Origin of the sequence: Kineothrix alysoides, from assembly GCF_000732725.1 — a bacterium.
Taxonomy (GTDB): Bacteria; Bacillota; Clostridia; order Lachnospirales; family Lachnospiraceae; genus Kineothrix; species Kineothrix alysoides.
Genome location: NZ_JPNB01000002.1, coordinates 1,563,576 through 1,589,654, shown reverse-complemented (window position 1 = coordinate 1,589,654; position 26,079 = coordinate 1,563,576). Strand labels below are relative to the sequence as shown.

The following is a 26,079-nucleotide window of genomic DNA, read 5'->3' as shown; positions in this document are numbered from 1 at the left end:
TTCATTTGCCGAAATCGAATACCGGCATTCCGTTCTCGTTCCACTTCACCTTCATGAGCATCGCATGACGGTTGGGATTATAAAGCGGATTTCCTACAATCTCGCTTTCCGTTCTCGCGTGATATACGAGTATATCGTTACCCTCTTCATCCACCGTAAAGCTATTATGTCCCGGGCCGTAAATTCCTATTTCCTCCTTCGTCTGAAGAACCGGATTTCTTTCCTTCCTCCATGACAAAGGGTCCAGCAAATCAGAATCTTCATCCGCCGTCATCATTCCCATGCAGTAAGCAACTCCCGTCTCCGAAGCAGAATATGTCAAAAATATCTTTCCGTTCTTCTTTATGACCGCCGGCCCCTCATTTACCCAGAAGCCGATTCTCTCCCAATCATAATCCGGCGTAGTAAGCAGCACTTGAACCGTCCGAAGTTTATAAGGAGATTCCATTTCACCGATATACAGATTGGATATCTGCTTGCCAACCCCTACCTTTTCCGCCCACACATAATAATACTTCCCTTTATTCTCAAACACCGTCGCATCCAGAGAAAACGCCTCGAAGGAAAACTCATCCCCATCCGCTCTCCCCATCTTCCCCTTCTCCGTCCACGTACCGGTCAACGGGTCAGCATCCTTACACTCCAGCACATAAGGCCGAATATTCCAAACTGCCTCCGCTTCTCCCGCCGCGAAGTAAATATACCAGGCCCCATTTATATAATGAATCTCCGGTGCCCATATGTGATGACTCATAACCCCGTTCTCATGCATATGCCACACCTCGACCTCCTCGGCCTGTGCCAGCCCCTCAAGCGTATCCGACTTCCGAATCACGATTCCGTCATAGGCAGGAACCGATGATGTAAAATAATAAGCTCCATCCTCATGCCGATATACATACGGATCCGCCCTTTGCAGTATCCAAGGTTTATTGTAAATCGCTTCTATATTGCCTTTACCCTTTCTCATAATCATTGCACTCCTGTATTTATTTTTATTTAAATTATTTTATTTATATCTAAATTATATAAAATTAATGTCTATAAATCAACCCATTTTTTTATTTTTTTCATAAATACTCCACAAAACACTCCTTTTTCATTTGTATATATTAAAATTACTTTACATAATTATCTCCTTTTCTATTTACTCTCCACATGTAACATGCTATAATCACAGCAAGTCATCACCATAATTACTATCATAAATTTCAGGCAGAACAAAAGTGTGCTTCAGGCACTTTTATAGCCAGGTACTTAGGCAGCATAGCTTTTGTTCCGCGCGCGTAGCTGCGCATCCATTGTTTCTGTAATAGGGGCTTTTTCCTATTATAGAACAAAAGTGTGCTTCAGGCGCTCTTGCAGCCAGGCATTTCGGCAGCACAGCTTTTGTTCCGCGCGCGTAGCTGCGCATCGTTTGCCTGAAAGGCAGCACCTTCACACTTTACTACTTCAAGGCGCTCCCTATGATATAAAAAATACTTTTCGAAAGGAGAGCAAGTATTTACATGGAAAAATTAGAACTTTCCCCCTTAAAAAACACACAATTGGACGACCCGTTCTGGAATAAATACACCCATCTGGTAACCAGCCAAATTATCCCTTACCAATGGGAAGCGCTCAACGACCGTATCTCCGATGCCGAGCCAAGCCACTGCATCTCGAACTTCAAAGTAGCCGCTGGTTTAAAAGAAGGCACCTTCGAAGGCGCAGTATTCCAAGATACCGACGTAGCCAAATGGCTGGAGGCCGTAGCCTATTCCCTATCCTATCAGCCCGACAAAGAGCTTGAGGAGACTGCCGACGAGGTCATCGACTTAATCGGCAAGGCTCAGCAGCCCGACGGTTATATCAATACCTATTTCACCGTTCTCGCTCCCGAGCACCGCTGGAAGAATCTGCGCGAGGGACACGAGCTGTATACGGCAGGCCACCTTTTAGAAGCTGCCGTTGCTTACTATAAGGTCACCGGCAAAGATAAATTTTTGGGTATCATGAGAAAATTCGCAGATTTAATTTGTGAAGTGTTCCATACAGAGGAATATAAACAAGCCGTACCGGGACATCAGGAAATAGAAATCGCGATGATCAAACTGGCGGAGGTGACCGGCGAACAGAAATATATGGATATGGCAAAGGGCTTTATCGATAGGAGAGGTACCGAACCCAACTATCTCGTTTCGGAGCATAAGAATCCCCTTTGGATAGATATTTTCAAGGATAGAAACGCTTTTTGGCCCAAGTATTCCCAATGTCACAAACCGGTAAGGAAGCAGAATACTGCCGAAGGTCATTCCGTAAGAGCTACTTACATGTACAGTGCCATGGCCGATCTTGCTGCCGCTTATGACGACAAGGAGCTTTTGGATGCATGCGAGAGACTGTGGAACAACATCGTAGAAAGACGCATGTATATAACCGGAGGCATCGGAAGCTCCGGCGCCTATGAGCGCTTCACTACGGATTACGACCTTCCCAACGATTCGAATTACTGCGAGAGCTGCGCTTCCATCGGCCTCGCGCTGTTCAGCCGCCGGATGTCACAGGTTACCAGGAACGGCAAGTACATCGATACTATGGAACGAGCGCTGTACAATACAGTGCTCGCCGGAATCGCCATGGACGGCAAGAGTTTCTTCTATGTGAACCCGCTGGAAGTATGGCCCGACAACTGTCTCGACCGTACATCCATGGAACATGTAAAGCCCGTACGCCAGAAATGGTTTGGCGTAGCCTGCTGTCCGCCCAACATCGCAAGAACCCTTGCCAGTCTGGGCGAATACGTATACTTCCAGAAGGATGGCGATTTATGGGTTAATATGTTCGTTTCGGGCAAGACTGCCCTGACTTCCGGGGAGGGTACATTGACCGTTACCCAAAGCACCCGTTTCCCCTTCGAAGGCAAGGTAAACCTGCACGTGACCTCGGACAGAAGCTGCGAGTCCACTATCGCGTTCCATGTTCCCGCCTATGCACTGAACTATAAAATAGAAATCAACAGCAAAGAGGTATCGCCCGAATTTAAAGATGGCTACGCTTATTTAAAGGGCTGTTTCAAAGATAGCGATATTCAGATTACCTTCGACATACCCGCCCGTTTCACCTACGCGAATCCCAATGTAAGGGCAGACGCAGGAAAAGTTGCCATCGAAAAAGGCCCTCTCGTATATTGCCTTGAAGAGGAAGATAATGGCGATAAACTGGCAAATATCTATATCAATACCGCCGCACCCTTGCAGGAGCAGTATGACAGCGCTTTACTCGGCGGAACATGTACCATATCTGCAAAGGGAAAACGGATTTCTTCCATGAACGAAGACGGACAAGGGCTATATTTACAAACTCCGCCTGCTTTCGAGGAGACAAGCCTCAAGTTTGTTCCCTACTGCTATTGGAACAACCGCAGGGCAGGAGAAATGTCCGTCTGGATAAAATATTACAATCAATGATTTAAGAGGAGGAACGAAAAATGGCAAAAGCAAAAATGATTATTGACAAGGATTTTAAAATTGCAGAAGTTGACAAGCGCGTGTACGGCTCTTTCATCGAGCATCTGGGCCGTGCCGTTTATAACGGTATCTATCAGCCCGGACACAGCACAGCGGATGAAGATGGTTTCCGCAGGGACGTTCTGGAGCTGGTAAAGGAACTGGAGGTTCCAATCATCCGCTATCCCGGCGGTAACTTCGTATCTAACTTCTACTGGGAGGACAGCGTAGGATCGAAGGCGGAGAGGAAGCCCCGTCTGGATCTGGCATGGCGCACACTGGAAACCAACGAATTCGGCTTGGGAGAATTCGCGAAATGGTCGGAAAAAGCCGGCTCCGACATTATGATGGCAGTCAACCTCGGTACCCGGGGTATCACCGACGCACTGAATCTGTTGGAATACTGCAATCTGGATACCAATACCTATTACAGTGACCTCAGAAAGAGCCACGGGGTAACGAAGCCCTACAACATCAAGACATGGTGCCTCGGCAACGAAATGGACGGACCTTGGCAGATGGGACATAAGACAGCGGCAGAATACGGCAGGCTTGCAGCGGAGACCGCAAAAGCCATGAAGACTATGGACGATTCCATCGAACTGGTATCCTGCGGAAGTTCAAATATAGAAATGCCCACCTTCCCCGAATGGGAAGCTGCAACTTTAGAGGAAACCTATGAATATGTGGACTATATCTCCCTTCACAATTATTATGGAAATGCGGAAAACGATACGGAGGATTTTTTTGCAAAGACTCAGGATCTGGAGCGCTTCATCCACACCGTAACCGCTACCTGCGACTATATCAAAGCGAAAAAGCGCAGCAAGAAAACTCTGAACTTAAGCTTTGATGAGTGGAACGTATGGTTTCACTCCACGGAAAGCGACAGCGAAGAGATGAAGGAACGCCCGTGGCAGATAGCTCCTCATTTGCTGGAGGATATCTACAGCTTCGAGGACGCCATCCTGGTAGGTCTTATCCTGATTACCTTCCTGCAGCATGCGGACCGCCTGAAAATGGCTTGTCTGGCACAGCTCGTCAATGTAATCGCGCCTATCATGACGGAGAACGACGGCGGCGCCTGGAAGCAGTCAATTTACTATCCTTTCCTTCACGCTTCCAAATACGGACGAGGCACAGCCCTTCACAGCATCGTGAATTCCACCAAACACGACAGCAAGACTCACGAAGATGTTACGGACGTAGAATCCATCGCCGTATATAACGAAGAAAAAGGCGAAGTGACCATTTTTGCTGTAAACCGCAGCGTAAAAGAAGACGCTTTGTTCGAAGCTGACGTAAAATGTTTCGAAGGTTACCGTGTACTGGAATACCTCGCTCTTGAAAACGACGATATGAAAGTTACCAATTCTATAACGGGCGAGAAGGTTTCTCCTAAAAACAGGACAGATTACGAATTGAAGGACGGCACTTTTACCGCAACGATGAAAAAGTGCTCCTGGAACGTTATCAGACTTGGCAAATAAGATACAAACAAAGAAATAATGCTGCAAAATATATTCCCCGGCAAAGCGAAAATCTTCGTTTTGCCGGGGATATTTTTATGTAATAGGAAAGTGCCCTATTACATAATATGTTTATACTTCATCCGCCTCATATCCCAAAGTTGTTTTGCTCGCTTCCTGCTTCGCCGCCTCAGGGACAATAATCGGGCTATAATTAATACGTACAGAAATATCCTGATTATAATTACCGAAAGTCTTTCCAAATATGGTCAGGCCGCCTACATGCTTCGCGTCGTCCTCTACCTCCAGCTTCAGCTTCATCGTGCTGCGGTAGTCCAGATTGAAATCCTTGATGGATACGTCCGATACCTGAAGTCCGTCGATGAAGGTGCCTTTTTTATTGATAACAAGAATTTTCAGCAGACCGTACTGGTTCCAGTTCGGATACCACCAATCCGGCGTGAAGATACCTCCCACGTTGCCGAAATCTCCAGGGCTGGTCCACATCGCAACCTTCTTATCGTTCAGTATAAAAGAAATATCCGAAGGCCATACGTCGTTTACTCCCGGCGCCTCCGAACACAGTTCCAGAGATATCGTTATCTGGTCTATCTTCTGTTCGAAAGGAATGAAGTTAGGAATCACATATTCCACATATCCCCTCGTGAACCAGAGAATATCTGCATTGTACCTGTCCGGATGGGCGAAATAGCGGGTGTCATCCACCTCTCCTATAATCGCGGTATTAGAAGCCAGCCCGCAGGTAGGATATACCTTGTAATCCGAGAAATGCCCTACCTTCAGGTCGGTCTGATATACGTTCTTGAAGTCCTCCTGGGAATCCATATCGATCAATATCTTGTCCAGATGCACAGAGCATTTCTTCTGGTTGCCATGTCCTCTCGATTCGCTGGACACAGTGATCAGTCCGCAGTCCTCCAGCTTCTTAATATGGCTGGTGAGCGCACCATTGGTAATGTTCAGCTTGCTTGCCAGCTCGTTCATATTCATTCCATGATTTTCTAAAAGGATTTTTATAATTTCTATTCGGACCTCAGAACCCAATGCCTTAAAAATATCCAGTCCTTCATCCAACGATTTAATATGTAGCATAATTATCTCCAATATTCTAATAAATTTTAGATAAAATTAAAATAATACACATTTTATTATATCAGTTTAGAAAAATTAGTCAATAATTACTGCATAAAAGTAATACAAGTTAATAAGTACAAGTAGGAAAGGCGAATTTACATGCAAAAATTTTGCATTGCAGAAATCATGCGTTGCTGAGAACGGAGTGAACAGTAACGTCACTTTTTCGCTCAATTCCCTTCAATGTATTTTTTAACAGCTCTGCCTGCACAAAAAGCTGCTCGCTGGCTGCCGCACTTTCTTCTGCCGTGGAAGAATTATCATTTACTATTCTTATGATATCCTCCATCTTATCCGTAATCTCTCCTATGGCATTTCCTTGTTCCCCCGTTCTTTCCCCGATTTCCTTTACCGAGCTGTCTATATCGGCAATGTTCTCGAGCATTTTCAGTATGGACTCTCCCGCCTTTCTCGTCTCCTCATTCCCTCTCTCCACAGCCTCTCGGGTCTCCTTTATCATTCCTGCCGTTTCCTTGGCTGCTGCCGCGCACCGGTCCGCAAGTCTGGATACCTCTCCTGCCACCACTGCAAAACCTTTGCCGGCTTCTCCTGCTCTTGCAGCTTCAATTCCTGCATTCAGCGCCAGCAGGTTCGTCTGCCCCGCAATATCATTAATGGATTGTAATATTTTGGAAATCTTGTCGCTCGTATTGTCTATCGTTTTCATGGAAACAATCAGCTCTTCGACCTTCTTTTTTCCATCCTCTGCAAAAACCTTCGTCTGCTGCGTCACGATACCGGCTTTTTCGCACAAGCATCTGTTAATATCTGCTTTACCTGATATATTCTTTACTTCCGCCCTTATTTGATCAATAAGTCCGCTCTGAACCAACGTTCCCTGTGCCAGATTCTGTGCCCCGTCCGCCACCTGAGATGCTCCTGCATATACTTCGTCCGACGCAGCATCTATCCGGGAAAATATATCGTTTAAAGATTGGAGAATTTCAATAAGGGACTTCCCTATCGGCTCAAAGTCTCCTTCATACTTCAATGCGATTTCATCCGTCAGGTCGTGGTCTGCGATATGACCAAGTTTTCCTGATATATCTTCTATATATGTATTCAGTGATTTCACAGTCTCGGCCAAGCTTTTTGCCAGAATGCCTATTTCTCCGTCTCCGTTATTTTTTATGGAAACATGGAGATTTCCTTTGGCTATCTCCTCTGAACAAATCGTCAGTTCTTCCAAAGGCATGCAAATGTCCCTGATCGCTTTTCCTGATTTTTTTAATGAATAGATTACTATAAATATGCTCAATCCTATAACGGCAATAACTGCCAGAATACTTTCTGCCGTAAACATTTTATAATAATGACCGGCCGAGGCATTCATATTATAAAAAAGCTGTTCCATTAATCCTTTCATCTCTCTTGCTAATGAGCTCGCTTCATTATTATATAATTTTTCGGAATTATATTTCCCTCCCTGCTTCTCGTATTCTATGATCTGTCCCATAATACCGTTATAGTCTTCAATTAACGCAGCTACACTTACATACAGCTCCTCATTTTCCTTACCCTGCAGTATATCGTGTAACGCATACACACTGCCAACCAGCTCCTCGTAAGTGCCCTCTATCTCCGCCATATCCTCTTCCTGTTCACCTTTTCTTGTTTCAAACACAAGATAGCGGACCTCTTCATGCAGCGCGCTGAATTTCAGCTCTACCGTTCCGGCCTTTCCCTGTCCCGTACCATACCTGTCAAAAACCTGCCGGTTCAAGGCAGTCATTATAATGATAAAGCAAACCAATACAAAACATATTGCTGCCAATTGTCCCATTGAGCTCAACAATATAGCGTGCAGTCTCCTGCTCACACTTTTACTATTCTGTTTTTTCTTTGTTCTCATTTATATACAGCACCCCCTTTTTTCCGTTTTTATGGACATTATACCTGCAGCGACCAAAGCGATTGCATATATATTACAGCACGTGCGGCGCACACGCTATCATATGAGCAATGACATCCGCAATCGCACTGTTATTATAGTCCGCACATATCCTGTCCGCATGTTCTTTTACGGCATCCGGTGCATTTTCTGTCACAATGCCTACATCAGCTTGCGCGAGCATATCAATATCGTTATAATAATCCCCCACTGCATATATAACATCCGTGTCATTTATGTATTGTCTGAGCTTCACTAACATGGAACCTTTATTTATTCTTACCGGAAGGAATTCGTAATAATTTATTGCCGACCGGACCCGGTCTACGCTGGCACGCTCCTCCAAATATGACGACTCCTTTTTCAGCCAGCTCAATTCGTCCTCATTCCCCGAAAAAAGAATCTTTATCCATTCCATTTCCATCACATTTTCCAGGGAATCGAAAATCACCGGCAAGTGGTCTTTTACGACGCACGGATCCGCATATTCTTCACGCGAAACGATATAGCTCATGTCCTTAGCATAGACCTGTACGCCTATCCGCGGCCTCTCATCGATACACCTTTTTAAAAATGGCATAATCTCGCCTCTGGGAACTCCGAATTCTTCCAGATACACCTTCTTGTCATAGTCGTACAATTGTCCTCCGTTGGCCAGAATACAATATCCGTTTATCCTCACTCCTTCAAGGAAAGCAGCGGCATTTGTCAGGCTTCTGCCCGTCGCGATCCCAAATTTCCCTCCTTCTTCAACAAAAGTACCGATTGCTTTTTTATTTTCCTCACTCACTTTATTTTCTGAGTTCAGTAAAGTTCCATCCAAATCACTTAATAATATTTTTCCGCTATATTTGCCCATATTAATCCTTTATGTTTTCAATGTGTGCGAATTTAGACGCAAGCACAAATCCGCGTGTGAAAAATTTATTTTTCACACTATCCTCTTCGTAACAATTTATCCGTCTCTTAGTTTTGTAAAACCGGTAGGCGATTTAAGCGTATATTTTTTAAATACGCTGCAAAAATGTTTATAATCGCTGAATCCTGTCATGTCCGATATTTCATAAACTTTATATTGTCCTGAATTCAGCAGCTTCACCGCCTGCTGCACTCTGTATTTATTCAGAAAGTCGAGAAAGGTGTGTCCGGTAATGTCCTTGAACTTCCTGCTCAAATAGCTGGCGCTGATTCCCATATCCTCCGCAACCGCTTCTATGCTGATTTTTTCGCCGTAGTTTTTGCGTATTTCCTCAATGGCCCCCATTACATATTGATTTTGAAACTGTGCCAATTCTATATAATGTTCCAAATCCAGACTGCTGTCCTTATTTTCAAAAGCAAGTTCTGTTTCTTTGCCCTTCATGATTTCCGAATGCAGCAGCTTCATTGTTTCCACTAACTTTTCTTCATCCACCGGTTTTAAAATATAGTCTGTAACACCCAGAGAGATTGCTCTTCTGGCAAATTCGAATTCCGCATAGCTGGTCAGTATCAGGCTCTTAAAGCGCGTTTCCTTCAACGCTTCCTGCAGCATGGTAATTCCATCCATTTTCGGCATTTTGATATCAGCAATGACGACATCCGGATGCAGAGCACGTATTTGCGCAAGCCCCTCTTCTCCATTGGCGGCCTCCCCTGCGATTACATATCCCATACTCACCCAGTCGATCGTATACGCCAGTCCTTTTCTTATAATATCTTCATCTTCCACAATCACTATTTTCAGCATATTGCCCCGCCTCTTTCATTCCCGTTTATTTTCAGTTGCTTTTTCTATAGACCGGAAGTGTCAGGGTGAGTGTGGTCCCCTTATCCGGCTCGCTTTCAATCGCGACTCCATAATTTCCTTTGTACTTCAGATTGATCCTCTTATGAATATTATAAAGTCCCAAATGGCTGCTTCTATTCTTGGGGCTTGCCAAAGTATGCTTCAGTTCTTTTAATGTCTCTTCTTCAATTCCTGTTCCATCATCTTTGCATATAAAAACCAGATTGTCTCCGTCTTTGTATCCTCTGATTTTCACTGTCAGGACTTCTTTATCTCCAAACCCGTATTTAATAGCATTTTCAATTAACGGCTGAATAAGGAGCTTGGGTATTGCGAGGTCCATGACCTCCTCCTCTATATCGACACTATACCGGAACCTGCGATTAAACCGCATCTTTAAAATACTCAGATACTGCTCCGTATTCTTCATATCCTGCCGTACCGTCACATCCTCCTCCGCATTGCTTATACTATAGCGCAGGATTGAAGACAGATTTACGATCATTTTATCTGCTTTTGCCGTATCCAGCTTGCACATTATCCGTATATTTTCCAAAGTATTGAATAGGAAATGCGGATTTATCTGAGATTCCAACTGCTTTATCTGAGCAAACGCCATATGTGCGATCATCTCTTTATTCTTTTCTATCTGCTCCTTTAAGCTATCGATCATCAAATTATAAGAGTTCCCGATTGTCTGGAATTCTTTGCTGCTGCATATCGAAATATAATTGTCAAGGTTGCCTTCCTGCACTTGTTCAAAAGCATTCGCAATAATATCTATGTCTCTGGTACTTTCTGCGGAAGTTTTATCCGCTCCTTTCAGCAGGCTGAAAAGTATGACCACGAACATCATCGTCAGAAGCAGCCCGACCCACTTAAAGGCCGCCAACTGGTTGCTTACGTCCGATACCGTATAAATCCGAAGCCTGTCATCCATCATAGAGGAGCTTTCCATATAAAAATTTTTACCGTTACATTTGATATAGCCTTCCTGTGTTTCAAATTCTCTGCTCATACGATCCAGATTATCGGAAAAATCATAATTATTAGCCAAGTATATCCAGCCATAAGTATCCGCGATAATTGTTTGAGAAGATACTTTTGTCAATAATACCTGAAACTCGGAGCTGTCGATAGAAAAAACAACGTAACCGACCGCCTCTTTTCCGTCCTTTATCGTTCTCCCGATAAGAAGGCTGGAAGATTGACCTTCCATATCCTGCATCACCTTGATCGCTGTCGCATCCTTGTCATTGTTCATCAAGCGGAAGATTCCCCAGTTTGCAACGGATTCGTTTTTTAAATACGACGGCACTTCCTGGTTGCTCATAATGACAGGCACATAGTCTTTATTAAAGATATATATCTTCGCTTTATATCCCAGTTTGTTGGAAAGTTTATATACGTCCTCAAAAACTGACACCCGTGTCACTCTATCTATGGGCTTCGTGACCAGATCGCTGCATGTTTCCATCAAGATCAGAGCCTGTTCATAGCCTTCTATAGTCCGTACAATCTTTCCTCCAATATCCTCATTTGCTTTTTTGGTAATATCGATAGTGGAATATCCCCAAAAGCCAAACGTAATGAGCACGCCGGCAAACGCAATACCAAAAGCAGGAGCCACCGCATACCGCAGGAACATCCTATACATATTATCTTTAAATGATACAGGTTTATTTTTTTCCATACGTATACCCTTCTCCTCAGCGTCTTATGCTTACAGTATACCATAGAACCTTATTATTCCATTACAAACTGACCTCTTTCTTACCCGATACCTTGAAGAAGATGAGAAGAGAAGCAACCGTTGTCAGAGTCAAAATACTCGAAAGAGCTGCCGCCGTACCATAGCTTGCACGGATAACCTCCGTATAGATGGATACCGACATCGTCCTCGTTCCCCCGGTATATAAAATAACAGAAGCACTCAATTCATTAATGATCGTGATCCAGCTCAAAATAGCCCCTGAAAGCACTCCCGGCATCATCATTACTGCTGTTACTTTGAAAAAGGTCTTAAAAGGCGAATCTCCCAAACTGATTGCCGCTTCTTCCATACTGGGACTCAATTGATATAAGATCGCCGCACTCGACCTTAACGTATAGGGCAGACGTCTTACTACAAATGCCAATATGATAATAAATGCCGTACCGCTTAATAACATCGGTTTTTTGTTAAATGCCAGAAGCAAGGTAATTCCCAGAACAGAGCCCGGAATGATATACGGAAACATTGTCATAGAATCAATAATATTCGAAATCACGCTCTTTCTTCGAATCGTAATATAAGCGATAAGCATAGATAATATAATCACTATCATTATTGCTATTAATCCGAACAGATATGTATTTCTTATTGCCGTTCCTAAGCTTCTGAAGATGGATTTATAGCTATCCAGGCTATAACCGGCTACGAAGATTGCCCCGTTGGTCGCTTTAAAGGAGGTATAAATAACCGTAATCTGAGGTATGATCGCAAGAAACACCACAAAATATATAAATATATGCATAATCACATTCCATACACCCTTTAGCTTTTTTGATTGTATCGGGCGAAGAGAACTCATAGTAAAGGACTTCCTGTTGACCACATACTTCTGACCCAGAAACATTACCCCGGTAATCAATACCATAATAACCGCAAGCGCTGCTGCAAAGTTTGCATGACCGCCCATTTCACTTATAAATTCATTGTAAATAAGCACCGGCATTACCGTATACCCTTCTCCGATCAGCATCGGCGTACCGAAGTCCGCAAGGGCATTCATAAATACGATCAGGGAACCGGCCAAAATAGTCGGAGCAATAAGCGGAAGTACGATGGTGCCTACTTTACGCACCGCATTGCACCCCAGACTTTCGGCTGCTTCGCTCAAAGAAGCATCCACCTTTTTAAGCGCCCCCGTAGTATAAAGATAAATATAAGGATATAATTTCAAGGTAAGCACCAGCAATATCCCGCCAAACCCATAGATGGAAGGCGTTTCCACACCGAATACATTTGCGAAGAACTTTGTGATCACACCGCTGCGTCCCCCCAGAACAATCCACGAATAAGCACCGATAAACGGAGGAGAAAGCATGGAAATAATAACGAGTATATCGATGATTCCTTTTCCCTTCACCTTGAATGATGTTGTCAAATAAGCTAACGGCGCTCCTATCAGCACTGCCAGGACCGTCGTGCATGTTGTTACAAGGAAACTGTGCCCCAGCGTTTTGTAATAATACTTCTTTGAAAAGAACTTTGCAAAATTGGCAAGTGTCAGTTCACCGCTGGATGGATCTTTGAATCCGCTGAAAAACAGCGAAAACAGCGGATAAACAAGGAATACCGTGAATATCAATACAACTGCTATCGTAACAACTGTCCAAAAATCAAATCTTATTCCTTTTTTCTTACTCATACCTCATCACATCCTTTATAAGACTTTTCGTTCCATCCTCCGAAAAAATATTGATTTTCTGCGGATTCGCTTTCAGCTTCACTCTTTCCTTACACTTTATAATTTTTTCTGCCTGACCCACATCCTGACTGAATTCGATTTCCGGCTGCTTAGACGCTTCCTCTGTAAATGTCATTACATAATTTACATATTTCCCCAGGAATGTTCTCTCTTTTACTTCCGCTTCAATCCCTTCACTGCCCAGACAAAACTCCTCCGGTCTCACCGAAATGATTACCTTCTGTCCGTCTTCACATTCTTCCACCAAATTTGTCATTTCTACTTTGTATCCGTTTTCAAAGACTGCATAAACCGCGTTTTCCTTCTTCTCAAGCACTCCGCGGAAGCTGTTGGAATGTCCGATAAAGGTAGATACAAAAAGGTTATACGGTCTCGTATAAATATTTTCCGGCGCACCGATCTGCTGAATCACACCATCCTTCATTACCGCAATTCTATCCGAAATCGCCAGTGCTTCTTCCTGGTCGTGGGTTACATATACGGTCGTAATTCCCACCTGTTTCTGAACATCCCGGATTGCTCCTCTCATTTCCACACGGAGCTTGGCGTCCAGATTGGATAACGGTTCATCCATTAAAAGTACGCTGGGATGAATGACAATCGCTCTGGCAAGCGCCACTCTCTGCTGCTGCCCGCCCGACAACCGCTCCGGCAGCCGTTCCTGATAATCCGTTATCTTTACTACCTCCAGTATTTCATCCACCTTTTTCTTCATTTCCTGTTTATTGGTTTTTCTAAGTTTTAAACCATATTCGACATTTTGTCTTACCGTTAAATGCGGAAAAATAGCATAATTTTGGAAAACCATACCTATATTTCTCTTATGAGCGGAAATATGGTTAATCACTTTATCTCCGAATTTAATCTCTCCGCCCTCTATGGAGTTAAATCCTGCGATCATTCGCAGCAAGGTTGTTTTCCCGCAGCCCGAAGGCCCTAACAAAGTAAAAAACTCCCCATTTTTAATCTGTATTGACATATCCGGAATGATTGTTATGTCATCATATTTCTTTACAACATGTTCTACATTGATAGCAACGCTCATTTTATTTCCTTCTTTCCGTTTCAGCCTCTTAATTTCTTTTATGAAAAAAGGAGATTTCTTTCAATCTCCTTTTTTCCTATTCAGGTGTTTTTGAATTACTAATGATTTTAAATGCTTACAACTTATGTTTTATTAATAATTCGTGAAAATATCATTAAATTTAGTAAGCCATTCTTCCTTTTTCTCAACTACAAGATTCTCATCATCATAAATGATGTTGATATCTTCTTTTGGCATTAAATAGCTGGGGGCAGGTACGTCCGTTCTTACGGAACGTCTGTTCAACTGTTCTACAATGATGGTCTGCGCATCTTTTCCCGTTATAAAATCAATGAATGCCTTTGCATTATCCATATTCTTGGCATCTTTGATAATGTATACCCCATCCGGCTTGGAAATAACGCCCTCTTCCATATAAACGACTTTTACCGGAGCTCCGTCAGCCACATATTTTGCAGCACCTTCTTCAAAGGTGAGCCCAACCACATATTCTCCGTCCGCTACGCCCTTATAAACTGCAGAAGAACCGCTGAGCAGCTTACCATCAAGATTCTGACAGAATTTATCCACATAATCCCATCCATCTTCCGGATTTCCATTTCCCATAGCATAAAGCATATTGATCAGGTGCTCATAGGAAGATGAGGATTTGGACGGATCGCAATGTGCAATTTTTCCTTTTAACTCGGGATTCAATAAGTCTTCATAACCATTTACTTCGATATCGCCAATCAAATCGGTATTTATCATGATTACACTGGGAATATCGGTAAATCTCGTTAAAGGCCCTTCTGCATTTTTCATGCCTTCCTGTACGAACTCTTCATTTATGGACTGATAATTTTCAAACAGATCCATCTGCGGCATCATCGTCGATAAAGAACCGCCCCAGAAAATATCTCCCAAAGGATTTCCCTGCTCAGATTCTACTCTTTTCAGCAGTTCGCCGGTACCAGCCGCTACCACTTCTACTTTTACACCCGTCTGATTTTCAAATTCACTTACCAAAGGATTGATAAACTCCAGCGGATGGGGGCAATAAATAACTAAATCACCCGACAACTTATTCGTTTCCGTCTCAGCTTCCGTCGCTGCCGCTTCTGCAGGCGCGCTCTCTTCTTTTACTTCTTCCTTTACTTCTTCTTTCGTCTCTGTGTCCGCTTTAGACACTGTTGCCTCCGAAGTTGTGTTTCCGCATGCCATTAACCCCATTGTCATAGCCGCTGCCATAAAAATGGCTACCATTCTCTTTTTCATCACTAACCCTCCTTATTTTCAGGCACTTCGTACCTTGTAATGTTATAATAATATATCCTCGATTTGTAAAAAACCTAAAATCCCGTAAAAATATCCGAAAAAATGAACCGCAGTTTTTCTCCTGCGGTTCATTTTTTATGTTTATAGGTTATTGTAAGAAATTATCTATGATGACCGCTTCCGCTTCTTCCTCCTTCATTCCAAAGGAACGAAGCTTCAAAAGCTGCTCATTGTTGATTCTTCCGATGGCTGCCTCGTGAACAATCTGTGCATCCACATCGTGAGCGTCTATTTCCGGAATGGCGCATACGTGAGCATGATCCATAATAATAGCATCGCACTGCACATGGGCCTTGCAAAGTGCATTACCTACCGCGCTCGGGTGGAAGGTCTGGCTGGAGGTTCCCTTCGCCACGGAACGGGATATGATCTGCGCCGAGCTTCCTTCTCCGTTCATCCTTACCTCCATATTGGAAACGGCGGTTTGTTTATCGTGAGTCATCAGCTTCTCCATCACGAACAGCCTGCTCTCAGGCCCCATATCCACATCGGTAATACGCTTCGTAGAATCCACACCTCGAATCTGCACCGTATCCAGCGTGAACATCGACCCTTCCTCCATATATATCTGAGTCACAGGATTGAGTATATTCTCTCCGGTACCCTCGCCTTCTCCGTAATGCTTCTCCTCATATACTACTTTAGCGTTCTTCCCTACGTGAAAAGCATGAATTCCGTCGTGTCTCGTTTCATTACAGCCGCTGTTATGAATGCCGCAGCCTGCCACGATGACCACATCCGCACTTTCTTCTATATAGAAATCATTATAAACTACATCCATCATGCCGGACTGGGAGATTACAACCGGAATATGTACCTGCTCTCCTTGTGCCTTGCTGCTTATATAGACATCGATTCCCTGCTTGTCCTCTTTTCTCCTGATCCTGATATTCTCGCTGTCCCCGTGGCAGAGAGCCGCTCCGTTATAGCGCAGGTTATAAGCTCCCTGCTGCTTGAACCCATTGGTATCGATGGCATCAAGCACCTTATTTGTTATCGCATCCAACTCCATAACCGTTTCCTCCCTTTCTGTTTATACACGCACAGCTATCCTCCCCGCCAAAAAGCAGCGGAAGGATTTCCCCGGCAGCACCGCATCTATCCACCGTTCCGTCCTTGATGACCAATATTCTGTCTGCCATGCGGATAATTTTCTCCTGATGGGAAATGAGTACGAGCGTCTCCTTTTTCTCTTTGTGAATCTTCTCGAATTCTTTTACGAGCATGGAAAAGCTCCAGAGGTCTATTCCCGCCTCAGGTTCGTCGAAAATACAAAGCTTATGCTGCTTCGCCAGCACAGTGGCGATTTCCACTCTCTTACGCTCTCCGCCGGACAGCGTGGCATCCACCTCTCTGTCCAGATATTCTCTGGCGCACATGCCGACACTGCTGAGCAGCTCGCAGCAAATGTCCTCTGAAAGCTCCTCCCCCGCAGCGAGGTTAAGAAGCCTGCGTATGGTCATTCCCTTAAAGATAGGCGGCTGCTGGAATGCGTATCCGATTCCGGCCTTCGCTCTCTCGTCGATAGCCATAGGCGCAATATCCACCCCGTCCAGAAGCAGTTTCCCGCCGGTAGCGCTCAGCACACCCATCAAAAGCTTAGCCACCGTGGTCTTTCCCCCTCCGTTCGGCCCGGTGATAACCAGCATCTCTCCATCTTCAACCGAAAAATTTATATCTTTCACAATCGTTATTTTCTCGCCGTTCTCCACGACTTCATAAGCCAAGTTCCGTACTTCCAGCATCTTTTTATCCTCCTGCAACATCCTATTTTATCACGGCTGTTACCCTGCGTCTATTTATATAGAAAATTATTGATAAAGATTATCATTACAGTTTAATGTCTTCTTATGGCCGTGTCCTGAAAGCAGAAATAGTCCGGCCTGTGCCTGGATTGTGTAAACTCAAACATCTGCCCGTCCGCATTATAGGTCTGACTGCTGATAACGGCCAAGCAGTTGAAGTCGTTCAAGTTCAAGTATTTCTCGTCGATTTCCGTGACCCTCTCCACCGTCATGATTCTTTTGCTGGTCACGATGGACATACCCAGCTCGTCTTCGATATAATCATAAATAGAATGAGCCGCAATTTCCTCCGTAAGCCCCGGAACTGCGGATTTCAAAAAAGTATTGATATCGAAAATCAGCGCCTTTCCATCCAGATACCTGACACGCTGTATATAATACAGCTCGGAACCTGCCGCAAAGCCGGTCTTCGCCTGAATATGCTCATCCGCCACCAGCTCGGTAAACTGCACCACCCTGGTGGAATGTTCACAGCCGTTTCGAAGCGCCGACTCCTTAAAGGATTCGATTCCTCCTATGGTAAAGGTTGTCTGGCGCACCGGCTGATAAATCACCCGGACCCCCACACCGTGAAGAGACTGCACATAGCCTTCCTCCGCCAGCATGGAAACTGCCCTTCTTATCGTATTTCTGGAGCAGTCATAGGACTCCACCAGCATATTTTCAGAAGGAAGAAGCTGCTGGAACGGGTACACCTGACTTTCAATTTTCGATTTTAAATCCTTATAAATGGATTGAAATATAGCCTTTGGCATAAATCCTCATTCTCTCCTTTACCATGGTTCATTTTCTACTTATTATAAATCATAACAGCAGGAAGTCAAGAAATGGAAAGATATAAGCGCGGTCATACAGATAATATTAAAAATAATGAAAATAGAAGTTGACTTGTTTAAACAAGTATGATATAAAGGTTTTATGGGACACTTGTTTAAACAAGTTGCAAGGAGGAAACTTATGGGTAAGTATGAAAATGACGCAAAGGAACTTTTGAAGCTGGTCGGGGGAAAAGAAAATATTGCAGCTGTGTCACATTGCATGACGCGCATGCGCTTTGCTCTTAACGACCCGTCTCTGGCGGACATCAAGGCGATTGAAGCGATGAAAGCGGTAAAGGGGAGCTTTACACAATCCGGGCAGTTTCAGGTCATCATAGGGAATACGGTAGCTGATTTCTATAACGATTTCGCCGCAGTCTCCGGAGTGGAGGGCGTTTCCAAAGACGATGTCAAGAATGCTGCGAAGAAGAATCAGAACGCACTGCAGAAAATCGTAACGGCAATATCGGAAATCTTTGCCCCACTCATTCCTGCCATTATCGTCGGCGGTTTGATCCTGGGCTTTCGAAACTGTATTGACAGTTTGTATCTTTTTGAAAACGGGACGAAGACGCTGTGCGATATCAGCCAGTTCTGGGCAGGCCTGGATCATTTTCTCTGGCTTATCGGCGAAGCCGTGTTCCATATGCTTCCGGTGGGTATCTGCTGGTCCGTAACCCGTAAGATGGGAACGACACAGATGCTCGGCATCGTGCTTGGACTGACGTTAGTTTCCGGTCAGCTCTTGAATGCCTACGGAGTAGCATCCACGGCAGCCGCAGACATTCCGGTTTGGAATTTCGGTTTTATCAAGGTGAATATGATCGGTTATCAGGCACAGGTTATTCCGGCTATTTTAGCTGCATTTACGCTCGTTTATCTGGAAAAGTTTTTCCGAAAAGTTTCTCCGCAGGCTGTATCGATGATCGTAGTGCCGTTCTGCTCTCTCGTACTGGCAGTTATGGCTGCGCACTTCGTCTTAGGGCCTATCGGATGGAAAATAGGTTCTGCTATCTCCAGCGTGGTATATGCGGGAATTACCGGTCCTTTCAGAGTTATATTCGGAGCTGTTTTCGGGTTCGTATATGCTCCCTTGGTTATTACCGGCTTACATCATATGACAAATGCGATCGATTTGCAGCTTATCGCTGATTATGGCGGAACGATGCTGTGGCCGATGATTGCACTTTCCAATATCGCACAGGGTTCTGCAGTTCTTGGGATGATGCTCCTTCAGAAAAAAAATGCGCAGGCACAGGAAGTAAATGTACCGTCTTGTATCTCTTGTTATTTGGGAGTAACGGAACCGGCTATGTTCGGTGTTAACTTGAAATATATGTTTCCTTTTATCTGCGGAATGATCGGATCAGCCCTGGCGGCGATTGTTTGTGTGGCTACGGGAACTACGGCTAATGCGATCGGAGTGGGAGGGCTTCCGGGAATTCTCTCGATACAGCCTAAATATATGCTCTCTTTTGCAGTGTGTATGGCGATTGCTGTTGCTGTTCCTTTTACTTTGACTGCTATTTTGGGAAAGAGGAAGGGGACGGAGTAGTAAGAGACGTTGCGAAACTGTTAGGGTTGTGAGGATTTTATGTACAATTTGGGGTTGTGAGGGGCTTTCATCCCTGGCTTCGGTTTCTGTTCAACGTTCACGGCTGTATTTTCTAAAGGAAACCGTGAATGTAACGGTGACGGACGGGTCGGCAGCAAAATACATCCTTGTACTGTGCTGCCTAAACGCCGCATCCATGCGGCGTTTTCCCTGGATGTTGGAGGTTTCCTTAAGAAAATTTCAGCCGTTCACTAAAAGAACAGAAACCGAAGCCAGGGATGAAAGCCCCCGGAAGGCGGTGGAATTGTACAAAGAAATTGGCGAGGGTTACGGGTTTCTCAATCGTCAGTACTGGAGAAAAGAGAGGAAGAGGTGGTTGTCTATATGATAAATTTTCATGACAAGGTCATATATCAGATATATCCGAAGTCTTTTATGGATTCTGACGGGGATGGTGTTGGGGATTTGCGGGGGATTATTGATAGGTTGGGTTATTTGGAGTATCTTGGTGTTGATTATATATGGTTGACTCCGTTTTTTGTCTCGCCGCAGAGGGACAATGGGTATGATGTGGCTGATTACCGTAGGGTGGATGCGGCTTTTGGCAGTATGGAGGATCTGGAGGAGTTGATTGGGCGGGCGGATGAGCGCGGTATCGGGGTGATGTTGGATATGGTGTTTAATCATACTTCTACGGAGCATGAGTGGTTTCAAAAGGCTATGGCGGGCAGGAAGGAATATATGGATTATTATATATTCAAGGATGGAGGGCCTGAGCATATTCCTACTAATTGGGAGTCTAAGTTCGGAGGGCCTTCATGGGAATATGTTCCTCACTTGGGAAAGTGGTATCTGCATCTGTACGATAGGACCCAGGCAGATTTGAATTGGGAAAATCCTAAGGTGCGGGAGGAATTGAAGGAGGTTCTCCGGTTCTGGAAGAGGAAGGGGATTAAGGGGTTTCGGTTTGATGTGGTAAATTTGATTTCAAAGCCAGAGGTCTATGAGGACGATACGGAGGGGGACGGAAGGCATTTTTATACTGACGGGCCGCATGTGCATGAGTTTTTGCAGGAGCTCGTAAGGGATGCCGGAATCGAGGAGATGGTTACGGTAGGAGAGATGTCTTCTACATCTATCGGGAGCTGTATACGGTATTCTAATCCTGCCGAAAGGGAATTGTCCATGTGCTTTAATTTTCATCATCTTAAGGTGGACTATAAGGATGGAAACAAATGGGAGTTGATGCCGCCGGATATGCCGGCTTTGAAAAGGCTGTTCAGGCAGTGGCAGCTTGGCATGCAGGAGCATGGCGGCTGGAATGCGGTATTTTGGTGCAACCACGATCAGCCCAGAATTGTATCACGATTCGGAGACGATGGACGTTATTGGAAAGAATCGGCCAAGATGCTGGCCGCCAGTATACATCTTTTACGCGGTACTCCCTATGTTTATCAGGGAGAGGAGCTTGGGATGACCAATCCTCATTTTACTCATATCGGGCAGTACCGGGATGTGGAAAGTCTGAATTATTATGAGATATTACTTCAGGAAGGAAAGACAGAGAAAGAAGCTCTTCGAATTCTCGCTTCGAGGTCCCGGGATAACGCTCGTACCCCCATGCAATGGTCGGCAGAACCCAATGCAGGTTTTTCCGGGACTCCGCCATGGATTTGCGTAACGGATAATTACAGGCAGATCAATGTGGAAGCGGAAAAAGAGGATGAAACTTCCATTCTCGCCTATTACAGAAAACTGATTCGGCTTCGCAAGGAGAACCGCGCGATAGCCGATGGCAAAATTGATTTTCTATTCGAGGAAACGCCTTATTTATTTGCCTATCGCAGATATGTGGAATGTGAAAACGCATCCGGCGAAGAGCTTCTTGTATTAAATAACCTCGGCAAAGAATCAATTATTCTCGATACGGCGAAATTGGAGACAAATAAATATAAACTGCTTCTGGGCAACTATGAAGAAACAAAAGACGGTATACCGCAGGTGCTTCGGCCCTACGAAAGCCTGATATTTGAAAAGCGATAACTGACAGAAGCCGGACCGATTGATTGCATTGGCATATCAATTTGTCCGGCTTTTCAGTTAGAGAATGACTTGTTCTTTGCAGCCTCTTGCTTCAAGCTATTGAGATACCGTAAATAACGAATAGAAGAATTCCTTTTTCTCCATTAGCTCTGCAAAGCTTCCCCTCTCCTCTACCCTTCCATTCTTAAATACGAGAATCTTATCGTATTTACGAAGTAATGCTTCCTCCAGTCTGTGAGTTACTACGATACGAGTCATGCCTGAAATATCCAGAATGGAGTTGCTCACGGCATAGGCTGTCTTGGCATCGAGAGCGGCGGTAGCTTCATCTACAAGCATCACCGGCGTGCCGCGAAGCAGACAACGGGCGATGGAAATGCGCTGGCGTTCACCGCCGGACAGTCCGCTTCCATTCTCCCCGCAGGCATAATCGTTTCCCCTCTCGGCGATAAACGGGGCTAAGCCGGACATATTCACCGCATTGCAGAGCTCTTCTTCCGTGAAATCCCTGAACATCGTGATATTATCCTTCACAGTGCTATTGAATACAAAGACATTCTGTTGAACAATAGAAACGATGTCGTACAGCGAAGCGGAGGCTATCTCCCGAAGTTCACTGCTGTCAAGCAGAATCTCCCCTTCATAGTCCTCTCTGCTTCCCATCAAAAGGTTGAGCAGCGTGGACTTGCCGCTTCCTGAGCCTCCCACGATGGCATAGCTTTTTCCCGCTTCGAAGCATATGTCTATTCCTTGAAGCACAGGCACATCCTTCTCATAAGAAAAAGACAGACTTTTCAGTTCTATTCCCCGTGTAAGCACAGGCTCTATCTCTTTCCCGCTTTTGCGGATATTGGAATGAACAGCAGCGGACAGCTTGTCGATTAGAGCATATGCTGCCTTTTTGTTAGCCAGAATCCGGGGCACATCGGCAATGGGTGTGAGCACATAATTCATAAGCTGTACGAAGACGATAACCACGCCCGCGGTAACGCCGCGTCCGGCAAGGGCCAGATACGCTCCGAACAAAAACACGCCGAATTGCGCTATGATTCCGGCTACTAGTCCAATCGTCTGAATGACGGTCTCCGTCCTTCGCCTCCTGCATTTGGCTTCCTCCGCCGCCGAATTGCCTTTAGCAAAAAGCCTGAAAACCTCGCGCTCGGCCTTAAAGCTTTTAATGACGGAAAATCCTGACAGCATATCCTTTATCATTCCGATAAAACTCTCATTTCTATCAGAGACCTCTTTTTCCTGCATTGCGAGGCGGTTTCCCGTAAGAACAGAGGCAATTACGGGAAAGAAGGAAAGCAGAAATGCTACCAGTGTCAAAAACGGACTGTAATACAGCATAAGAGCAAAGGCTCCTGCAAACATGAGCAGTTCCCGAACCAGGGTAAATATTTGGGCGAGGTAGTTATTCTCGATACTGGTGGCATCATTGGACAGCGCTGAAATATATATGGAGGTGTTCTCGCCGGTAAAGGCATTAATATTCTTCTTCGACATCTCCTCGAACGCGTAATCCTTGTATTGCCGCATGGCGCTCTTTATGAATCGGGGACAGGCATAATATTCCAGAACCGAAACCATAACAATACCCGAAACGATAACCAATAAAATCATGGCAAGCTGCAAAAGCGAAAACATTCCGGCATCTCCCGACGCGGTATCGATGATTTGCTGCATCAGCCATGAAACCACCAGGTTTCCTAAGGCTGTCAAAACCGAAGCAGTTATTGCCGCGATGAAACTCCATTTATTATGTCTATAAAACTGCCTGGTAAATTCTCTGCGGTGTATGACAGTCACATTATTTTTCTTCATTTTCAATTTTCCTCCAAAGTTCGTCGAAAATCGGTCCCGTTCTTTCATCCGAAATCAACGCTTTTTCAATGCCGCTCATTGCAGTCTCGCCGAAACTATCACCGACAGTATGGGGTTTTCCATTATAAAATTTGATATTTCGAATGTTGTAAGCCTGCATGTTATCGGAAGACTGTGAATCGTCGAAGACTCGTGCCATCGTCACTGCCCGCCTGAAATATTCTTCTGCCGTTTCTACATCATTAATGAAAGCCGCAACCTTCGCACAGCCGGAAAGCAATATGACCTGCATCTTATCCAGATAAGATACCTTGTGCGGAAGCTTCAGTCCTTCCAATACTCCGTACAGCCAAAGGAAGGCTTCTATTGACTGTTTCGCGTCGCCCTTGCTGTCAAAGCAGCCGGAAAGGCCTATTACCGTACGAAATAATCCCATCACGCAGTCCAAAAGATTCTCAGAAAGATACGGTAATGCCTCTTCGCACCGGTCGCTTTGAGAAAGAAGCATCCCGATCAGCCCGTTATTAATTCCACAAGCGTTATACTTTTTCAGAGTACCCAAAGCCTGCTCTATCTCCCCTAACGCCACATATACTTCGCCTATGTTGATTTGAAGTGACAGCTCGCTTATCGCTTCATCGGTATTCTGCGAAATCAACGCACATGCCCGTCCATACAGCTCCAGTGCCTTATGCAGCGCCGCTTTATCGTTTCTTTCCACTCCTGTCAGTTGAAACAGGTCGGCGCTCTGATAGACGACATCAAAGCTATTGGGATACCGCTGCAGAGCCTTTTCCGCTTCCGCAATTCCTTCCTGAATTCTCTTGGAAATACGAAGATTGTAAATTCTCTCCGCTGCAAGCTCCATGGTTCTGCAATTGAGCTGGTATCCAAGGAGTACATCGACAGATATTTCAAAGAGGTCAGCCAACTCGGGAAGCATACCGATATCAGGATTAGAATGGCCGGATTCCCATTTCGATACGGCTCCCACGGTAACTCCCATTGCTTCGGCAAGCTGCTCCTGTGTCAGGCAAAGCTCCTTCCTATAATGGCGAATGTTTTCACCAATTGCAATTTTCATAGTAATAATCTTACCTTTCTCTACGACCTACAGTTCTTCCTTGCAGGTATAAATTTATACGATTAAGCTTTTAAACTTCCCGCGTTTCCAGTTCTCATAATATGATTATAAGGTTCTTGTATATGCATTGGAAGATAGTAACTGTAAAAATAGTAAAATTATTTTTTTACCGTTAGTATAATCTTATATTACAATTCATATAGTGAAAATCGAAGTCCAGTCCACTCACATTTCCCTGTAAAAACGCAAAAAACCACCATTTAGGAATACCTAAAAGGCAGCTGACATGTGTGTAAAATCAAAAATAGCAGAAAAAATTATACAAATGCTGAACGCATCTTGACAGGACAGTACGATTGTTCCGTTCTTTTTCCCGGTACAATCGTACTAACCAAAAGATAGATATTGCTATTGTTATGTGAGATATCGGGAACAATGACTTAATCCAATTCATATATCGCTTAATTCCACCACATACCTCTCATACTCCTTCCCCTTATCTTCCACACTATCTATTCTCACGAATCCAAGTCTCGTGCATAGCCTGATAGAGGCCTCATTGTCCTTTTTAATCAGGGCCTGCACCTTATCGAAGCCAAGCTCCTCTTTCCCGTAACCGAGGATGGCGCGACAGACTTCATAGGCATATCCTTTATGCTGATAGGGAACGGCGATTACAAATCCCAGCTCGGGGATGTCAAAGCCTTCCCTCCAACTGATTCCGGCCCGTCCGATTACAGTTTCGCTTTCCTTGCCTACGATGCTCCACAGACCATAGCCATAAAAGCTATAGATTTTCTTTATGTATTCCCGGGTATATTCCCGCTCCTCCTCCGGTTCCTCGAACAAATCTTCCATGTAAAATGTAATGGACGGTTCCTTGTATATCTGATAAAAAGAGTCCACATCCTCCACCGTCATCTCCCTGATGACACACCGTTTCGTCTCCATAATCGTCCACGGCTTTCCTGACAGGCGCATGTACGCCATGACAAAAGAATCAAAGGTAAGTTCCTCGATATCTGTTATCGCGTATAGTGCAGCCGATAAATCCTGCTCTTTGTTCTCTCCGTGTAAAAGCGCGATTGTGTAGTACGCGTTTTGTTTTAACGCTTGCAACGTTTCCTCTTCGTCCGTTACGAACAACACATTCTCTTTATCATACGCCGCTTGTCCGCCTTCTTCCCATGGCAGATTTCCCGTTATAACCTTATTGCCGTCTTCGCCGAAATTTTTCTTCATCTGCTCTATCGCCGTTATCTGGCTCTTATGACCAATAAGAAAAACTATTTCCTTTAACATATCTCCCCCTATTTACTATCCGTCCATTATAGGCTAGAATAA

At 44.6% G+C, this 26,079-nt stretch carries 18 protein-coding genes and 1 pseudogene; 4 read left to right on the top strand and 15 right to left on the bottom strand.

The features are described 5' to 3' along the window. Position 1: 1 nt before the first annotated feature. On the bottom strand, positions 2–970 hold the full coding sequence (locus tag CC90_RS0118315) for a glycoside hydrolase family 43 protein (RefSeq protein WP_031392165.1): 969 nt from the start codon (positions 968–970) through the stop codon (positions 2–4). Between the two features lie 538 nt (positions 971–1,508). On the opposite strand from CC90_RS0118315, the gene CC90_RS0118310 reads away from it, so the two are divergent. Beyond that, positions 1,509–3,449 (top strand): glycoside hydrolase family 127 protein, encoded by a 1,941-nt coding sequence (locus tag CC90_RS0118310; RefSeq protein WP_031392164.1) that lies wholly within the window; start codon positions 1,509–1,511, stop codon positions 3,447–3,449. A 20-nt stretch (positions 3,450–3,469) separates the two neighbouring features. Next, a complete protein-coding gene (gene arfA / locus CC90_RS0118305; protein ID WP_031392163.1) occupies positions 3,470–4,978 on the top strand; it encodes an arabinosylfuranosidase ArfA in 1,509 nt (502 codons plus the stop codon). 111 nt (positions 4,979–5,089) lie between these two features. Here the strand turns inward: arfA and CC90_RS0118300 are convergent, their stop codons facing one another. The 11 genes from CC90_RS0118300 to treR form a co-directional block, all read right to left on the bottom strand. Beyond that, the gene (locus CC90_RS0118300; RefSeq protein ID WP_051869771.1) at positions 5,090–6,070 is read right to left on the bottom strand and encodes an ArsR/SmtB family transcription factor; all 981 of its coding nucleotides are present in this window, start codon (positions 6,068–6,070) and stop codon (positions 5,090–5,092) included. Between the two features lie 166 nt (positions 6,071–6,236). Further along, a complete protein-coding gene (locus CC90_RS23345; RefSeq protein ID WP_081906051.1) occupies positions 6,237–7,964 on the bottom strand; it encodes a methyl-accepting chemotaxis protein in 1,728 nt (575 codons plus the stop codon). A 73-nt stretch (positions 7,965–8,037) separates the two neighbouring features. Further along, positions 8,038–8,862: an HAD-IIB family hydrolase gene (locus tag CC90_RS0118290; RefSeq protein WP_031392160.1), complete on the bottom strand. Its 825-nt coding sequence runs from the start codon at positions 8,860–8,862 to the stop codon at positions 8,038–8,040. Positions 8,863–8,958: 96 nt separating this feature from the next. Next, positions 8,959–9,732, bottom strand: coding sequence for a response regulator transcription factor (locus tag CC90_RS0118285; protein WP_031392159.1), 774 nt, complete (start codon positions 9,730–9,732; stop codon positions 8,959–8,961). 31 nt (positions 9,733–9,763) lie between these two features. Then, on the bottom strand, positions 9,764–11,464 hold the full coding sequence (locus tag CC90_RS0118280) for a sensor histidine kinase (RefSeq protein WP_031392158.1): 1,701 nt from the start codon (positions 11,462–11,464) through the stop codon (positions 9,764–9,766). A gap of 61 nt (positions 11,465–11,525) precedes the next feature. Continuing rightward, positions 11,526–13,184 carry an ABC transporter permease gene (locus tag CC90_RS0118275; RefSeq protein WP_031392157.1) on the bottom strand — a complete coding sequence of 553 codons (1,659 nt, stop codon included), beginning with the start codon at positions 13,182–13,184 and terminating at the stop codon, positions 11,526–11,528. Next, positions 13,177–14,289, bottom strand: coding sequence for an ABC transporter ATP-binding protein (locus CC90_RS0118270; protein ID WP_031392156.1), 1,113 nt, complete (start codon positions 14,287–14,289; stop codon positions 13,177–13,179). Before CC90_RS0118270 ends, CC90_RS0118275 begins: the two co-directional genes overlap by 8 nt. A gap of 132 nt (positions 14,290–14,421) precedes the next feature. Further along, entirely contained in the window at positions 14,422–15,546 is a 1,125-nt protein-coding gene (locus CC90_RS0118265) for an ABC transporter substrate-binding protein (protein WP_031392155.1), read from the bottom strand. 148 nt (positions 15,547–15,694) lie between these two features. Then, positions 15,695–16,618: a SufB/SufD family protein gene (locus CC90_RS0118260; protein ID WP_031392154.1), complete on the bottom strand. Its 924-nt coding sequence runs from the start codon at positions 16,616–16,618 to the stop codon at positions 15,695–15,697. Further along, entirely contained in the window at positions 16,593–17,351 is a 759-nt protein-coding gene (locus tag CC90_RS0118255; RefSeq protein ID WP_031392153.1) for an ABC transporter ATP-binding protein, read from the bottom strand. Before CC90_RS0118255 ends, CC90_RS0118260 begins: the two co-directional genes overlap by 26 nt. Positions 17,352–17,443: 92 nt before the next feature. Then, the gene (gene treR, locus CC90_RS0118250; RefSeq protein WP_031392152.1) at positions 17,444–18,166 is read right to left on the bottom strand and encodes a trehalose operon repressor; all 723 of its coding nucleotides are present in this window, start codon (positions 18,164–18,166) and stop codon (positions 17,444–17,446) included. A 202-nt stretch (positions 18,167–18,368) separates the two neighbouring features. Here treR and treP point away from each other — a divergent pair. Together treP and treC are read left to right on the top strand one after the other, a co-directional pair. Continuing rightward, a pseudogene (gene treP, locus CC90_RS0118245) lies at positions 18,369–19,775 on the top strand (PTS system trehalose-specific EIIBC component); the annotation flags it as partial. A gap of 393 nt (positions 19,776–20,168) precedes the next feature. Beyond that, a complete protein-coding gene (treC, locus tag CC90_RS0118235; protein WP_031392149.1) occupies positions 20,169–21,827 on the top strand; it encodes an alpha,alpha-phosphotrehalase in 1,659 nt (552 codons plus the stop codon). 96 nt (positions 21,828–21,923) lie between these two features. Here treC and CC90_RS0118230 read toward each other — a convergent pair whose 3' ends face one another. The 3 genes from CC90_RS0118230 to CC90_RS0118220 form a co-directional block, all read right to left on the bottom strand. Further along, entirely contained in the window at positions 21,924–23,651 is a 1,728-nt protein-coding gene (locus CC90_RS0118230) for an ABC transporter ATP-binding protein (protein WP_031392148.1), read from the bottom strand. Then, positions 23,638–24,735, bottom strand: coding sequence for a helix-turn-helix domain-containing protein (locus tag CC90_RS23340; RefSeq protein ID WP_051869770.1), 1,098 nt, complete (start codon positions 24,733–24,735; stop codon positions 23,638–23,640). Before CC90_RS23340 ends, CC90_RS0118230 begins: the two co-directional genes overlap by 14 nt. A 450-nt stretch (positions 24,736–25,185) precedes the next feature. Continuing rightward, a complete protein-coding gene (locus CC90_RS0118220; protein WP_051869769.1) occupies positions 25,186–26,037 on the bottom strand; it encodes a GNAT family N-acetyltransferase in 852 nt (283 codons plus the stop codon). Positions 26,038–26,079: the final 42 nt, after the last annotated feature.